12 protein-coding genes are annotated in these 14,421 nt (G+C 39.4%); 5 read left to right on the top strand and 7 right to left on the bottom strand.

Features of this window, described 5'->3' with window-relative positions; genetic code table 11:
* Positions 1-11: 11 nt before the first annotated feature.
* On the bottom strand, positions 12-440 hold the full coding sequence (locus UABAM_RS27800) for a hypothetical protein (RefSeq protein ID WP_151971258.1): 429 nt from the start codon (positions 438-440) through the stop codon (positions 12-14).
* Between the two features lie 5 nt (positions 441-445).
* On the bottom strand, positions 446-1,117 hold the full coding sequence (locus tag UABAM_RS27795; protein WP_151971257.1) for a hypothetical protein: 672 nt from the start codon (positions 1,115-1,117) through the stop codon (positions 446-448).
* A 278-nt stretch (positions 1,118-1,395) separates the two neighbouring features.
* Between UABAM_RS27795 and UABAM_RS27790 the strand changes: the two genes are divergently transcribed.
* Positions 1,396-3,210, top strand: coding sequence for a C25 family cysteine peptidase (locus tag UABAM_RS27790; protein WP_151971256.1), 1,815 nt, complete (start codon positions 1,396-1,398; stop codon positions 3,208-3,210).
* 44 nt (positions 3,211-3,254) lie between these two features.
* Here UABAM_RS27790 and UABAM_RS27785 read toward each other — a convergent pair whose 3' ends face one another.
* Genes UABAM_RS27785 through UABAM_RS27770 form a run of 4 tightly spaced genes read right to left on the bottom strand, consistent with a single transcriptional unit; the run spans position 3,255 to position 7,235 of the window.
* Positions 3,255-3,725 carry a hypothetical protein gene (locus tag UABAM_RS27785; RefSeq protein ID WP_151971255.1) on the bottom strand — a complete coding sequence of 157 codons (471 nt, stop codon included), beginning with the start codon at positions 3,723-3,725 and terminating at the stop codon, positions 3,255-3,257.
* 21 nt (positions 3,726-3,746) lie between these two features.
* Positions 3,747-6,416 (bottom strand): dynamin family protein, encoded by a 2,670-nt coding sequence (locus UABAM_RS27780; protein WP_151971254.1) that lies wholly within the window; start codon positions 6,414-6,416, stop codon positions 3,747-3,749.
* Between the two features lie 9 nt (positions 6,417-6,425).
* Entirely contained in the window at positions 6,426-6,767 is a 342-nt protein-coding gene (locus UABAM_RS27775) for an STAS domain-containing protein (RefSeq protein WP_151971253.1), read from the bottom strand.
* A 3-nt stretch (positions 6,768-6,770) separates the two neighbouring features.
* On the bottom strand, positions 6,771-7,235 hold the full coding sequence (locus UABAM_RS27770; RefSeq protein WP_151971252.1) for an ATP-binding protein: 465 nt from the start codon (positions 7,233-7,235) through the stop codon (positions 6,771-6,773).
* Between the two features lie 241 nt (positions 7,236-7,476).
* Here UABAM_RS27770 and gltX point away from each other — a divergent pair, with 241 nt between their 5' ends.
* The 4 genes from gltX to aroQ all read left to right on the top strand — a co-directional run bounded on the left by gltX (position 7,477) and on the right by aroQ (position 14,083).
* Positions 7,477-8,958, top strand: coding sequence for a glutamate--tRNA ligase (gltX, locus tag UABAM_RS27765; RefSeq protein ID WP_151971251.1), 1,482 nt, complete (start codon positions 7,477-7,479; stop codon positions 8,956-8,958).
* A 103-nt stretch (positions 8,959-9,061) separates the two neighbouring features.
* The gene (locus tag UABAM_RS27760) at positions 9,062-12,568 is read left to right on the top strand and encodes an SUMF1/EgtB/PvdO family nonheme iron enzyme (RefSeq protein WP_151971250.1); all 3,507 of its coding nucleotides are present in this window, start codon (positions 9,062-9,064) and stop codon (positions 12,566-12,568) included.
* Between the two features lie 2 nt (positions 12,569-12,570).
* Positions 12,571-13,647, top strand: coding sequence for a 3-dehydroquinate synthase (gene aroB, locus UABAM_RS27755; RefSeq protein ID WP_151971249.1), 1,077 nt, complete (start codon positions 12,571-12,573; stop codon positions 13,645-13,647).
* Positions 13,640-14,083, top strand: coding sequence for a type II 3-dehydroquinate dehydratase (aroQ, locus tag UABAM_RS27750; RefSeq protein ID WP_151971248.1), 444 nt, complete (start codon positions 13,640-13,642; stop codon positions 14,081-14,083). The genes aroB and aroQ overlap by 8 nt, the downstream gene beginning before the upstream one ends.
* 12 nt (positions 14,084-14,095) lie before the next feature.
* On the opposite strand, the gene UABAM_RS34060 is transcribed toward aroQ, so the two are convergent.
* The gene (locus UABAM_RS34060; RefSeq protein WP_261343919.1) at positions 14,096-14,224 is read right to left on the bottom strand and encodes a hypothetical protein; all 129 of its coding nucleotides are present in this window, start codon (positions 14,222-14,224) and stop codon (positions 14,096-14,098) included.
* Between the last annotated feature and the right edge of the window lie 197 nt (positions 14,225-14,421).

Genomic DNA, 14,421 nt, shown 5'->3' with positions numbered 1-14,421 from the left:
AAATACAATCATTACTGTTCGGAGACTATTTGGTAGTGGTGTAAGGCCCTGAACCATAGAAAAATCGGGGTTGCTAGTATGAAAGAACGCATGGCTTTGTACCACCACGGGCTTTCCGTAGATCTATTTAAGATATTGATGAAAGATCCCGAAGATACGCTGCCTTCGCTGACAAAAAGATAGAAGGCAAACATCAAAAGTGCAATACTTGCGAACATCGCCAAGTACAGTGGTATTGTCGTTGTGAGCTTTTTTGTGTAAAAGAACAGTACGACTAACGTTATTATGCTACCCAATAAACATAGTATGTCTTGCCAATGAAATCTAGGTTCCCAATCAAAAAGATTGTTATTGATGTCGATAAAAATAGCAAAAAAAGCAATAGCAGCGCATGCTGCGGGCCAAAGTAACGCATACAATGCACGTTTTAAATTTTCCATTCCAACTACTCTAAAAAATAACCGGTGTTTGTTGCGCATACACGTAAAATCTTTTCGTTTTTTAGATCATATACTACGTGATAGCTCAAGAAATCACCACGAATCATCGATTTGTATAAAATGCTTTTGCCACAGTATATCGCCATGATTTGTTGCTGATGGTCGACAAAAGAAATTTTCGGTGCGTTGTCTTTTATGTAAGGTGATGTGTTTAAATCTTTCTTTTTTAAGTGTTGCATGGCTCGTGCAAAACGCTGTGTTTTTTTGAATAGGTTTAAATCAAATGCCGCAAAATTTTTATGGAAAAAAACTTGGCTGAGTTTGCATACTTTTTTCCATTTTTCCTGGTTTAGATCCTCACATTTTTGTACTTCAATTTCCACACGCATATCTTCAATCTTTGTGTACTTTGCGGTAATTTTCACCCAAGAGGATTTTATAGCCACGTCATTGGTTACATAATACCTTTTGGTGGTGAACAGATTTTTTTTGTATGCATAAGTTGTGAAGTAGCAAAATTTACCTTGTTTTTCTATCTTGCCATGACAGGTAAACGTTTTACCTTTCGCGTCTGTTGATAGTTTATGCTCGGTGTATTGATCTATCTCCCCCACATAAAATAAATCTTGTGCGCTTACTATGCACATGCAAAATAGTGTGAAAATAAATATTTTCATGCCTCTCTCCCACTACGTGTTGTTGAAAAAATCGTTGCATATTTTGTTGTTTCTAGTTATATTATACAGTCTACAACTACAAAACTTGACAATTATTTTGTTGGTATTTTACCACAAAGTAACCACAAAATTTTGTGTTGTGGCTTTATTAAGATACACACTCTGTGTATATACCTATCAGTGAGCTCTTCGGAGTTTGTTGATATCCACATAGGGAGGTTTTATGTTGGAGGTGGCGATTTCCCTGGAGTTACTGGGAGAAATTGGCCAAGTTTTTCATGAAAAAATATTTAATTTTACTTTTAGTACCTTTCATTTCTGCTCTTTTTGCAGATGAAATATTTTTAAGTAGAACTACAGAAGAAACAAACACGAAAATTGTTAGCGAAGATATGTCTTCTGAAATAGGTTCTACAACAATTCGGTTTCACATCAAGTCTGTTTTTACCGAAGAAGTAGAAACAGCAAAGGGAAAGTTCACCCGTTTGTATGTGCCAGGTTGTTTTAACACGAATCAAGAAGGAACACCAAAGTTACCAGTTGCCAGTCGTTTGGTAGAAGTTCCTTACGGTTGTGAGGTAACAGCTAAAATTGAGTCTTCTGTTGAGCGTGAATTCGATTTGGCGGCAATCGGAATACATTCCCCCATTTCTCCTTATCAACCTTCCGTTTGTAAACAGGATGAAGAGTCTGAGTATAAATTTAATCCCGTAGCATATGCAACTAAGTATTCGAAAACTAGTCCACTTCGCGTTAAAGAAGTAGGCATTATGCATAACTACAGAATTATTTTGCTACAAATGCAACTTGCAAACTACAGTCCAGCGGACAATAAGATTAAGTTCTACAACAACATTGTTGTAAAGTTAACTTATAACAAACTAGACATGAACAAAGTGAGTGCATTCAAGCAAAAATACTCTTCGCGTTCTTTTGATGTTTTGACAACACGCGTTTTGACTAGCAAAAAAATGGCGCGTTTTAGCCGTGATAGAGCTCCGTTAAAATACGTGATTGTTTCCGATCCAATGTTCAAAAACTCTTTACAAAGATTTATTTCTCATAAAGAGAAAATGGGATACACAGTTGTTACAGCGTATACCGATAAAGTTGGAAAAACACCAGAACAAATCAAAAGCTTTATCCAAAAAGAATATGACAATCCAAGTGACGGAATTATTCCTAGCTTTTTGTTGTTAGTAGGTGACAATGAGCAGATCCCTGCTTGGAAAGCAACCCAAGGAGCATTCATCACAGACTTATACTATAGTCTGCTTAAGGGAGAAGATTTTATTCCCGATGTTCTGGCGGGAAGATTCTCTGCAAAAACAATTAACGACTTAGAGCCACAAATTGACAAGACCATCGTTTACGAAAACGCACAAACTCTCGATAATGAATACTTAAATAGAATCTTGATGGTTGCTGGTTGGGACCCACATTTTACGCAAAAAAGAGGTGTTCCTCATCTGCGTTATGCTTTAAAGTACTACTTAACGGCAAAAGGTGGTTATAAAAACGTAAAAGATAGTACATTTTTATCTACAGGATCACAGCAAAATGTGGCAGCGATTAAGAATGCTTTTGATCGTGGTGTAGGGGTTTTCAACTACACAGCACACGGTGTTGAAGACGGTTTTGTCGATCCAGAGATGAAAAACTCAGATATTAAAAATCTTGCAAACTTTTCCATGTATCCAGTAGTTATTGCCAACTGTTGTTTGACAGGTGCATTTGACACGGATGCTTGTTTTGCAGAAGCTATGGTTCGTGCAAAAGATAAGGGAGCTGTTGCTTTTGTAGGAGCATCTAGTTTTACTTTTTGGGATGAAGACTTGTGGTGGGGTGTTGGTTATACAAGTATAACTAGCAATATCGAAAAAGGATTGCCGCCGCTACGCTCTGATACCGGAACAGGTGCTTACGACTATAGTTTCCAAAAATTGAAAGAATTCACCAACTCGGGAATGATGCTAACAGGTAATATGGCTGTTCAAGAAGCAAATTCTTTCTTAACTAAATATTACTTCGAAGTTTATCACCTTTTTGGTGATCCTGGAATTTCAACTTTTTGGGCAAAAGCAGGTAAGTAGTAGATATTTAATATATAAAAGCTCTATAGCAGAGCTTTTATATATTATTTTTGTTCTTCATTCTCTGATGGTTCCGCAGGTTCCTCTCCTGCCTGTTCTTCTTCTCCCTCTCCCTCTACTTCCAAACGTCCAAACATACGCTTCAGAGGTGGTTGTTCGAAAAACTTGGCAATGCTCACCAAATATCCCACAAACTGTTCCATTTGCTCAGTGGCTTTCGATATTTGCACTTCCATTTCTTGTATACGTTGCAACAAGTTGCGGATAGAAGTTTCGGAAACAGTAATGCGATCATTAATTTGTTTTTCGCGTTGTTGAATTTCTTTGATTCTCTCATCAGTTCGCGAAGCATTCTCGCGCATTTCTTCTAGATAACTCAGTATATCTTCTAGAGCATCTGTTTGCGCAAAAGTTTCTACTATTTTTTGTACAGCTTCCTCTAAAACGGCCCGCGTTCCTTGATCTACAAAGCCAGCGTATTCAGCTTCTCTTTTTTGAATATCATTCTCCGCCATTATTAGACCTTTCTGTAAGTTTTATAATGATAAATTTTCGAGTGATTTTTGTTCGCTAGAAAATTGTTTTACTTCTTTGAAAAAACTACGGATAAAACCTTCACGACCACTAATAACACGTGGTTGTGTTCTCGTCAATATTTCCAGTGCTTTTAGTTCATCGCTTACCGAGTCTTTGTCTCCTAAACTATTCGCTAGCCACAACAGCGATGTCAATAATTCTTCGCCATCGCCAAGAACAAAAGGACGCAAACCATAGCCTGGTGCTTTTTTTAGTCGTTGATAGGACTTATGAGCATCGATAAATTGTCCCCCTTTGAGGAGACGACCTGCTCCGAAACCAATGTAGGCAATTTTTTGTTTGTTGCTCTCTAAAATATCTTTTACCGGGAGTTTATCGAGACGTGTGCATTCATGCCCGATTTGGTGGAAGTCAACAGCGCGCCATATAATGTCCACCTGATCAACAATTTTTGCAAATGTCTCTTTTGCCTCGGGGGACTCGAAAATTCTGTCGTGAACAACAATTACTTTGGTTTTTTGTAAAAACCAGTTTTCGCGAAGATCTTTGCTGTCGCTAGAGACGTGCTTAATCGGAAGAGATGTCGCCACGGGTAGACTACAACCATAAACAACGATACCGGAGTATAACTCACTTTCTTCTAAAGTTAAATCTCCGATAATGGTTAGGTAATTCATCATTTCTTGCGAAAACGGTGTCGAGATCAAAACCTTGTGCTCTTCTTTTTCAGGGCACACTTCGTTGCATACATGCCAAAAACGATATGTTTTGTGATTGAAAATGAGTGTACGGCATGCTTGCAAGATGGGTAGGGCAAGTTTGGCGTAATGCATGGTTCTTGTCGTTGCCATCTGTAGTGTTTGGCGACGCTTTTTGTATTTTAACGCACTAAATCCCATCGTATGCTGTTTTCCTGTTTGCTTTAACTCTGATTCTAACCAGTCGCGAACGGTACGCAACTGATTGAGTAGGATGCGATACGGTTCAGGATCGTGGTCAACAGCACTTGTGTTGAGCTCGTCTTTTTTCTGCGCCAGCACGGTAAGGATAGTTCCCACATTTTGAAACCAGTTTTGACTCCAACTTTTTAGGTAACCGTTGAGGGTAATGAGGTAGACATTGTGGTAATCGAGTAGGTCTTCTTTTAGCGCTTCACGGTCAACAAAGGTTTCTGTTACTTCGCGTTCGGTGTATCCCCAGTCGTCTTTTTTGAAGAGCTTTCCCATCCATCTTTTCATCTTGGAACTTACCCCAGCTTCTTCTAATACATCAACGCGTACAACTTTTTCGTAGCGTTTTAACTGCGGCATGTCGGGAATGGATTGTGCATCTTCGGGACGGGCAGCTTGCAAGTCAACCGATAGCTCAACGGCAATTTTCTGTAAACGTTCTTCAATGCCGTCTGCTTGTTTAAAGAAAACGTTTTCCACATTTTTAATTTTATCGCGCACTTTTGTTGCCAAACCGTCGAGCTGTACATCTTCTGACTCTTCGATAAATGCGAGAAAATCGTCTTTAACTTTGTATATGTCTTGTTGTAACTGTACCAAGTTGGGAAATGCATCGTCTGTTTCAACGGGAATCGCATTTTGTAGGTGATTTAAACGCTCTTTTTCTTGTTCGCGAAAGTACGACGCTTCTTTTTCTTTCCCTCGGGCACTGAAGTAATCCATTTTTACACGGTCAGCGAGTTTTTGAATTTCGTTGAGAAGAAGCTGTAAGCGCTTGCCGGCTATTTGTTGCGAGACCTTGTCATGTAAACGTTCAAGAACGCCTGTTACTTCCCCGAAACCACTCGAATGCCATGCTTCTTCGGTGGAAGGGTCTACATCTGGCGACTTTAAACGTAAGTTAAGTGCATCGATAGACGACACCTGGATAATATGAGCGTTTCCAAGACCTATCGTTTGATGTAGTAAGTTTTTTACGCGGTTTTGATGCTTTTCCAAAACTTCCTCGGTGGATTCAATGATTTTTCCACCTTTGCCATAACGCGCTTCCACTGCGTCCTTGTGAGTTTGTACCACAATAGTTGGTTTAGATTCGCGACAGATTTTCGCCAGTGCTTTCAAATTTTCCTTATCACTGGTTGATTTTGTTGTTGTGAGAAACAACACCACGTCCACTAGTGGAATGAGAGTGCGTAGTGTAAGCTCTTCATGTCCTTGTAAACCAAAGGCATCAAGCCCTGGAGAGTCGATAAGATCGTACTTTGGTGGTATCATTAGGTTTGGTAGGTATAAGTGCATTTCTTGCACATTTTGTTCGTTGTTGGGATTTTCGGCTTCGTCTCCGTAGCGTTTTACCCACAAAGAATTGCATTCTTCGTTTTCAAAGTTGTATTCATTTTTGTCGCCGAAGAGTACTTTTAGTTTGCGTTCTTCGGACTTGCGGCACACAACTAATATACCTGAAGTCGGTTGTGCCCCTCTAGGGAGTATATCTTCTCCTGCGAGAGCATTGATAAAAGTAGATTTACCTGCCGAGGTAATCCCTACTAAACCGATACGCAAAAAGTTTTTTTCCCAATCGTCGACGCGATTGGTTAGCCATGAATTAAAATTATCGAGATATGTCGATGTCGGAAGTTCTCCTTGTTGCAGAGACTTTAGCTTTTCTATGGCATTTTTTAGCGTTTGTGTATGGTTAATATTATTATTAGCATCCATTGCGATTTCCTAAGGAAGGTTGTTGTGAACTTCTTCAAGAGAATCAAAAAAGCGAAAACGATTTTCGACTCTGGTCAACTTAAATACTCGCATAACTTGAGGTTGCGTTTTTACCAGCCAAACTTGACCATCTTTTTTCTCCATACGCATAATGGCAAGAAGAAAGCTTGCTAGTCCTTCGCTAGCTAAAAAATCAACGTCCTCCATATCGACAACGAGTAGTTTGATATTTTCTAGGTCAGCAATTTCTACAAACTTAGGTTTCACCACTTTGGCAGATTCAAAATCTAAACTACCTTGTAGTTTTACAAGGCGCGTATGTTCGCTTAAATCTTTCTCTTCGATGGTCATAACTCATCTTTCTGTAAATTTTTTTAGTTTCCATATGTTGGTACCGTGCGTTGTACGTGCGTATGAAAATTCGTCCATTAATTCTTTGATTAACGGAATTCCCATTTTCCCTACTTCTGTTGTTTTTGTAAAGTCAGGCATTTTCGCGGTATGAAGTATTTCTTCACAAAAAGGGCATCCGCGGTCACGGACGATGACCTCAACGAAGGTTTTTCTTATTTTAAAAGAGTACTTTATATTTCCTTGTTTACCGCAATAACCGTAGCGTATAATGTTTGTTCCATGCTCTTCTAATACAAGAGCAAAGTCATGCATTATTTCATTACATACCCCTGCTTTACAACCGTTGTCCATCCAAAAATTGCGGATGCTCGACAAATATTTGGTATTTGCAGGAATAGAAACATTAAAAAATAAGGGGTATTTCATCTTCACCCAAAATAAATCGGCAATGTTAGTTAGTAGCATGACATGCTACTGGTTCAAAAAACCTAGTATAATGTGTCATACGACACTTTTTCATTTAGTGTTGGATTACACTTAATTATAGCTATAAAAAAACTAAATTGAACATTTTTTTGCGGATATATAAAAATATTGTTAAAATAAACGCATACTATCAATTCATCTTGAAAAACATTTTGCTAAGGGGCGGCTGTAAATTTGTGAAAAAAATAGCCCCGATTTGCCTAGATCAAAGGATGTAAATATGTCACATGTACGGGTACGAATAGCCCCTTCCCCTACAGGCGCTCCCCATGTGGGAACTGCTTATATTGCGTTATTTAACAAAGTTTTCGCCATGCAAAATAGTGGGAAGTTTATTTTGCGTATAGAAGATACTGATCAAACGCGTTCGCATCCCGAATACGAAAAAAATATTTTTGATGCTCTAAAATGGGTAGGTCTTTTATGGGATGAGGGACCAGATGTTGGCGGAGATTATGGTCCTTATCGTCAAAGCGAGAGAACCGAGACTTACCAACAGCATGCAGAGAAGCTGGTACAAAAAGGCGGAGCCTATCGTTGTTTTTGTACACCTGATAGATTGGCAAAAATGCGTGCCGACCAGATGGCAAGAGGTTTATCTCCCAAATACGACGGTAAATGTCGTCACATTTCTGAAAATATTGTGGCGCAAAAAGTCAATAACGGAGAACCATTTACGGTACGCTTAAAAGTGCCGCGAAGTGGAAAATGCGTTTTTGAAGATCGCTTGCGTGGACGCATCACATACAATTATAAAGAAATCGACGATCAAGTACTGCTAAAATCGGATGGATTTCCTACGTACCACCTTGCGAATGTCGTGGATGATCATCTGATGAAAATATCGCATGTTATCCGCGGAGAGGAATGGATTTCTTCCACACCAAAACACGTACTTCTGTATAAATTATTTGGGTGGGAACAGCCTGAGTTTATCCACATGCCACTGTTGTTAAACGCCGATGGTTCTAAGCTCTCGAAGAGAAGAAATCCCACTTCTATTTTTTATTACCGCGATGCAGGTTACTTGCCGGAATCACTACTCAACTATTTGGGACTTATGGGATATTCGCGGCCAAATGGCGAAGAAAAGTTCAACATGGAACAAATGGCCGAAGATTTCGATATAGAACGCGTGAGTTTAGGTGGCTCCACTTTTGACTTGGTCAAGTTAAAGTGGCTAAGCGGGAAGTATATTCGCGAAGATCTGAAATCAGATGTTTTGCAGCAGCGTTTGAACGAGTGGCGATTAAATAGCGAATTTTTTACAGAAATTATTGCATGCGTACAGGAAAGAATGGATACTCTAGGAGATTTTATTCCTCTGTGTAGCTTTTTGTGGGCGAGAGAAGTTGAGTTAAATCCTGAAGATCTCATTCCAAAAAAGAAAGACGATAAAGAGACCCTTCAATTCTTGCAAACACTATTATTTGCTATAGAAGAAACACCTTTTTGGAATGCAGAAGTTATTGAAGAAAAAATTAAAGAAGTGGCTGAGTTTTTTGAATGGAAACTACGTCAAGCAACACAACCTCTTTTCGTGGCAATCTCCGGTAAAAAAGTGGCACCACCTCTATTTTCTTCTATGGCATTTTTAGGAAAAGACCTAAGTCGTGTACGTATCGTTAGCGCTATTGAAGCGTTAGGCGGTGTTTCAAAGAAGAAACTACAGAAGTTTCAAAAAGCCTGGGATCAGCGTTAAAATATAAGACACATGCGAATTTGTAAAAAATTCGCATGTAGAGTAAGACTCATACCGTTTGTTTTCTCTACGGTATTAAAATCGGGAGGTAGTCAAACAATTCATGTCTGGATCTATTAAGTTTTTCAAATCTTGTTGTGATATGGTCGCAAGAATAGCCGTTTTCGCTTCCCAAGATCCAATTTTTGGTAGCGGTGATTTGCACAGCTTATTTAAGCGACACCGTATAAAAGAGCAATACATCCACAGTTGTTTTAAACAAGCCATTACGGCATCCTTTAAAAGTATACAAGTTGCGCTAAATCAAAAACTCGGCCATGTAAAAGATGAAAAAAGTTATGTTCAAGAAATTTTTAGCTCATTCCCCATCATCATTGACGTCGACTATTCCACTTTAAAACAAGAAGCGCTTTCGGTATGCAATAAAATGTTAGAAAACAACAACATCGATAGACTTATTCGCACTGAAAAACTATCTCTTGATACTATTGTTACTGTTTTTTACGAAATTTGCGAAGGAAAGACGATCGCGAAGTTACCGCGTAGTTTTACCAAAGGGGTCGCTTCCATCTTACAATGTTCCCAGGACGATTTAGGAATAGCGTTTATCCGCCAAAACAATCTATTGGCAAAACTCGCCAATTTTCATTTTCGCCGCGCATGGTTTAGCAACAAATTTTTTGAATTTCCCAAGGATTTTTTTGATTACAAAGGGATGGAAAAGCGCATTGAATTTGTGGCACGCAAATCGCAATATATTCAGCAAGACTTGACGCCGCTGATGAATAGTTCTTCAAATGTACAACTGCGCAAAATGGCCAACGAAATTGAAAAATATGAAAGCGCTTACGAAAGAATGAATCAGTTTTTGTTGGCCAATAGAAAACCTCTAAAGGTTTTGGAGTCACTGCAAATTTTCCCTAACGTTGCCAGTAGTGGTACGCGCACTGTGCAAACTTCCGAGCGAAGTCTTACGGAACGAGTCAATACAATTACCGCTCGTACTAGCTATCCTGTAAGTGATTCTGGAAAGAGTAAAACAATCACCAAAAAAGTAGAACTTGTAAAAAAAAGCGATACAAAATCCAAAAAAATCACCCAAACAGACAGAGTACGGCTCAGTAAAAAAGTAAAAACGTCACCGGTAAGTAAGAAAATAACTAAGATAGATACAAAACCGAAAGTGACAAAAGAAAAAGTGGAGAAAAAGTCACCGGTTGTCAATAACGACGTGATTGTCATTGATGATAAGCGCGATGTGATTGTGTTAGAAAAAAAATCAAATGCTCAGCGGAAACCTCAGGTGGTAACTCCGGAAACCTCAGTAGACTCAGAAACTTCAGAAGTTGTGATTAGTGCGTCTTTTCGCGAAGGGGTGAAAATTTGGAAAACAGATGTGGATTGTATTCAAAATGATGACAACACCAGTGAAGAGGTTATTGTTAAAGAAAATTCTACATCTGAGAAGTCTGATTCTACTTCGCCACCCAAAGTGAAAAAGTCTTCTACGCAACGAAATGAGGTAAATACTACTCCTCAAGCGGAAAAGAAAAACGAAAATAAAGCACCGGCACTAAAAGATACGGCAGTGATTAAGTCCGAAGTCAAAAGGGTGAAAGATCTTATTGCGCCAGCCATTAAAGTCGTAGGCCATCGTGTTAGTTTTCGTCACTTTTTTATTCGCGACAATCTGACACAATTTCAAAATAAGATTAAGAAAGCCGAAAGTCATACCTCTAAACTGCAAAAAAGTAAGCAGCAGTCAATGGTCGCGAATGACATTGGCGTTATTCTCAACGCCTTAGAACAACCACGCGAAGCAGCAAAATATTTTAAAATGGCGTTGAATGACAAGTTAAGTTCGGAAAAATACAGCGTTGTATGTCGCAATTATCTCTATACACTGCTTAACATGGGTGATATTGCCTCGGCAGAAAAACACTTGCGCAAAATGATTACAGAATCGCGTATCGAAAAGTTGTACGACTATAAGCGTTTCTCTTTTAAACACATTCTCGGTGTGGGAAGTATCGGAATTGCTATTTGGTGTTTTGACCAAGTGGAAAAACAAGATGTGGTCGTGCGGTTATTTTGGAAAAAACCGGGTGGCAAAGATGTGGCGAGTGGTTTACATGATATTCGCGAGATGGAGCATGCGCGGTTTGTTCGCATACATGATATCCATTGGGGAGATCAACTTTACATTGTCAACGAGTTTTTCGAAGGGCACAATTTACGTGAACATATTCTCGGAGTTCGTAAAGACAAACCTCTAGAAACAAAAGAAGCCTTGCGAATTATCATGCAAGTAAGCCAAGGTTTGCACTGTTTACATACCAATGGCAAAGCTCATGGGAATATACGTCCTACTTCCATTTTGTATTCCGCCAAAAGTGGCCAAGTAAAAATAACCGATACGTGTTGTAACTACTTTAGTGTTGCTCCACAATGGTTGCAGATCGCTGCGAAATGGAAAAACTTACCAAAGAAACATATCATTCGTGAAAAAGTTGCTGAAGTGGAAGCATATACTTCTGTAGAACAAAAAAATAAAGGATATGCAACAGATAAGTGCGATATGTATAGTCTGGGAAAGACGCTCGTGTTTTTAGTGACATCGCAGTACATTCCTGGAGATAAAGTAATTTCATTACCAAAAAATCTCCAAGAAAAGATTGGGCATCTGGTGAAAAAAATGCTGCACCCACAACCAGAAAAGCGCTGCACAGCAATAGAGCTTGTGAAAGAGATACAGCAAATGTTGGGGACTTCTACCCCTACAAATACCAAAAAAACGGCGCCAAAGATTATTTTACCCGCTGGCGTTGCCAAACTTCCCGAAGGATATGTCAACGACAAAGACAATAGCGAATTGTGTTTTGTACCGCGTGGCTATTTTTTAATGGGGGCAAAAGAGGTGTACGCCAAAATGGATGAGCAGCCTCAAAATAAGATATATCTTAGTTCATATTTTATTGATAAATATCCTGTGACATGGCGACAGTTTAAGGAGTACTTGAAAGCGAAATATGGTTGGTTAAAATGGCGCGGATATATGCCTGAGGTACCATGGAAAACACGCGATGATGAACCTGTGGTGAACATTTCGTGGCAAGAAGCCATGAAATACGCTGCTTGGGCGGGAAAAACTCTTCCAACGGAAGCACAGTGGGAAAAAGCTGCCAAGGGAGGATTGTTTTTAGATCAGAGTCAAACACAAAAAAATCCATATCCGCAACGTCACTACCCATGGGGAAATGCTTCCCCGCAGGTAGATCAATCTTTTCGCGCCAATTTTTCGCAGACCAATTTGCAACAAACTACTTCGGTATCCATGTACAACGAGGGAAAATCTCCGTATGGATGTATGGATATGGCAGGTAATGTGATGGAATGGTGTAGCGATTGGTACAAAAAAAATTATTATCGTCATATTGCGTCAAAGAATCCGCAAGGACCTGCCGCAGGTAAAGAAAAAGTGGTACGTGGTGGGGCATGGAATACACCAGCACTAGCTTTGAAAAATACCCGCCGTTGTCATTTCCCGGTAAAAGTGCAAGAAACGCATATTGGTTTTCGTTGTGTTATCAATATTCCTGAAAGTAAGTGAGTATGCTAACAATATCAGTTTCGATTCCAGGAGAGAGTGTCAAGGAATACAATATTTTTATCGGTGAAAGTTTTGACGACAAGCAAATACTTTCGCTATTAAGCGCAAAGAAAACAATGTTGATTGCTGATAACAAGGCATTTGAGTATCACAAAGGACTGCTGCCTTCCATTTTGCAGCACAGTGCTACATACATAGTATGCGATGCGGAAAAATCAAAAAATCTTCATGAAATTGAAAAAATAACGACTTGGGCGATAGAAAATGGTTTTGATCGTGACGCTCAGGTGGTTTCTTTTGGTGGAGGAGCCGTGGGGGATTTAGCTGGCTTTTTTGCCTCAATCTATATGCGTGGTGTTCCTTTTATTCAAATTCCAACAACTCTTCTTGCCCAAGTGGATGCTTCCGTAGGAGGTAAAACGGCGGTAAACGCCTGTAAGGCGAAAAATCTCATCGGTAGCTTTTGCCAACCCAAAGCCGTTGTTGTCCATACCAAAGTTTTGCATTCTTTGCCAGAAAGAGAACTGCGCTCTGGTATGGCGGAAGCGATGAAAATGGGTGTAATTGCCAGCGAAGAACTATTTGTGCTTACACAGAAGTCTTTGGCAAATGGTTTTACCCAAATGCCCGACATTGTTGCACAATCAGTACGTCTAAAGATGAAAATTGTACGCGACGACGAGCGTGATGTTGGCAAACGAATGTGGTTGAATTTAGGGCATACCACAGCACACGCCATTGAGTCTGTCACCAACTACACTTCCTACTTACATGGAGAAGCTGTTGCCTTTGGTTGTATTGTGTCAGCAAATGTGGGGCACGAGCTAGGAGTCTGTTCTAACGACACGGTAAAAAGAGTAGAGGATGCTTTTCGACATATCATTGCAAATCTCACATTTGATCATCTCGTCGCCGATGACATAACTACGGCAATGAAGTACGATAAAAAACGTAAGGGAGATGAAATTCGTTTTATTGTTCCTTTGCAAATCGGTAAAGTCCAGGTTGTGGATGACATTGATTTAAATATCGTTCGCAAAACAATAGAAAAATTAATAGCAAAGTACAGCAATGTATAAAATATACGTAGTTCATGGCCCTAACTTAAATATGTTAGGGGTGCGCGAAACCGATGTTTATGGTTGTCTTTCTCTAGAAGAGATCAATGGCAAAATAACGATATTAGCGCAAGAACTTGAATGTAAGGTCAGTTTTTTTCAGTCAAATCATGAAGGGGAAATGATTGATACGATACATGATGCTGCGAATCATTACGATGGGATTATCATAAACCCTGCGGCATATACGCATACCTCTGTGGCAATACGTGATGCTATTGCAAGTATAACGCTTCCCGTTGTTGAGGTACATTTGTCAAATACGCATGCTAGGGAGTCTTTTCGTCATCATTCGTACTGTGCTGCGGTGTGTATTGGACGCATTGAAGGGTTTGGAGCACATTCTTATTTGCTTGCCTTACGAGGTCTTTGCGATTTTTTACAGGATAAAAAATAGCGACGTAAGCTTTCACAGAAACAAATAAATCGATCCTGGTCCCAATCCCGATTCCATTCCCGAAACAAAAAGATTTTCGGGAACAGGAACGGGATCGGGATCGGGGTTGTATTCGTAAAAAATAAGTTGTTTTATAAACATAGAAAACCTATAATGGTCACGTAACTTATTATAGATGTAAGGCGCGGAAGTCTGCGCGCCCTATAAAGTTATTAGAAATTTTAATGGATATTTTGATATTCAGAAAGGAAGTGCGAGGAATATTTTGCAGCTTGGGGATGTGATTGCGATGGATTGACTGTTTTCAACTACATTCCTTAAAATTTCAAATCAAATAT

The organism is Candidatus Uabimicrobium amorphum (genome assembly GCF_009002475.1).
Classification (GTDB): Bacteria; Planctomycetota; Uabimicrobiia; order Uabimicrobiales; family Uabimicrobiaceae; genus Uabimicrobium; species Uabimicrobium amorphum.
The sequence above is the reverse complement of the archived record's forward strand: the minus strand, read 5'-3'. Positions and strand labels throughout refer to the sequence as shown.

Coding starts and splice junctions, on each gene's coding strand:
- UABAM_RS27795 (WP_151971257.1), bottom strand. CDS start 1,117: ATGAAAATATTTATTTTCACACTATTTTGCATGTGCATAGTAAGCGCA.
- UABAM_RS27790 (WP_151971256.1), top strand. CDS start 1,396: ATGAAAAAATATTTAATTTTACTTTTAGTACCTTTCATTTCTGCTCTT.
- UABAM_RS27785 (WP_151971255.1), bottom strand. CDS start 3,725: ATGGCGGAGAATGATATTCAAAAAAGAGAAGCTGAATACGCTGGCTTT.
- gltX (WP_151971251.1), top strand. CDS start 7,477: ATGTCACATGTACGGGTACGAATAGCCCCTTCCCCTACAGGCGCTCCC.
- UABAM_RS27760 (WP_151971250.1), top strand. CDS start 9,062: ATGTCTGGATCTATTAAGTTTTTCAAATCTTGTTGTGATATGGTCGCA.
- aroQ (WP_151971248.1), top strand. CDS start 13,640: ATGTATAAAATATACGTAGTTCATGGCCCTAACTTAAATATGTTAGGG.
- UABAM_RS27780 (WP_151971254.1), bottom strand. CDS start 6,416: ATGGATGCTAATAATAATATTAACCATACACAAACGCTAAAAAATGCC.
- UABAM_RS27775 (WP_151971253.1), bottom strand. CDS start 6,767: ATGACCATCGAAGAGAAAGATTTAAGCGAACATACGCGCCTTGTAAAA.
- aroB (WP_151971249.1), top strand. CDS start 12,571: ATGCTAACAATATCAGTTTCGATTCCAGGAGAGAGTGTCAAGGAATAC.
- UABAM_RS27800 (WP_151971258.1), bottom strand. CDS start 440: ATGGAAAATTTAAAACGTGCATTGTATGCGTTACTTTGGCCCGCAGCA.
- UABAM_RS27770 (WP_151971252.1), bottom strand. CDS start 7,235: ATGCTACTAACTAACATTGCCGATTTATTTTGGGTGAAGATGAAATAC.
- UABAM_RS34060 (WP_261343919.1), bottom strand. CDS start 14,224: ATGTTTATAAAACAACTTATTTTTTACGAATACAACCCCGATCCCGAT.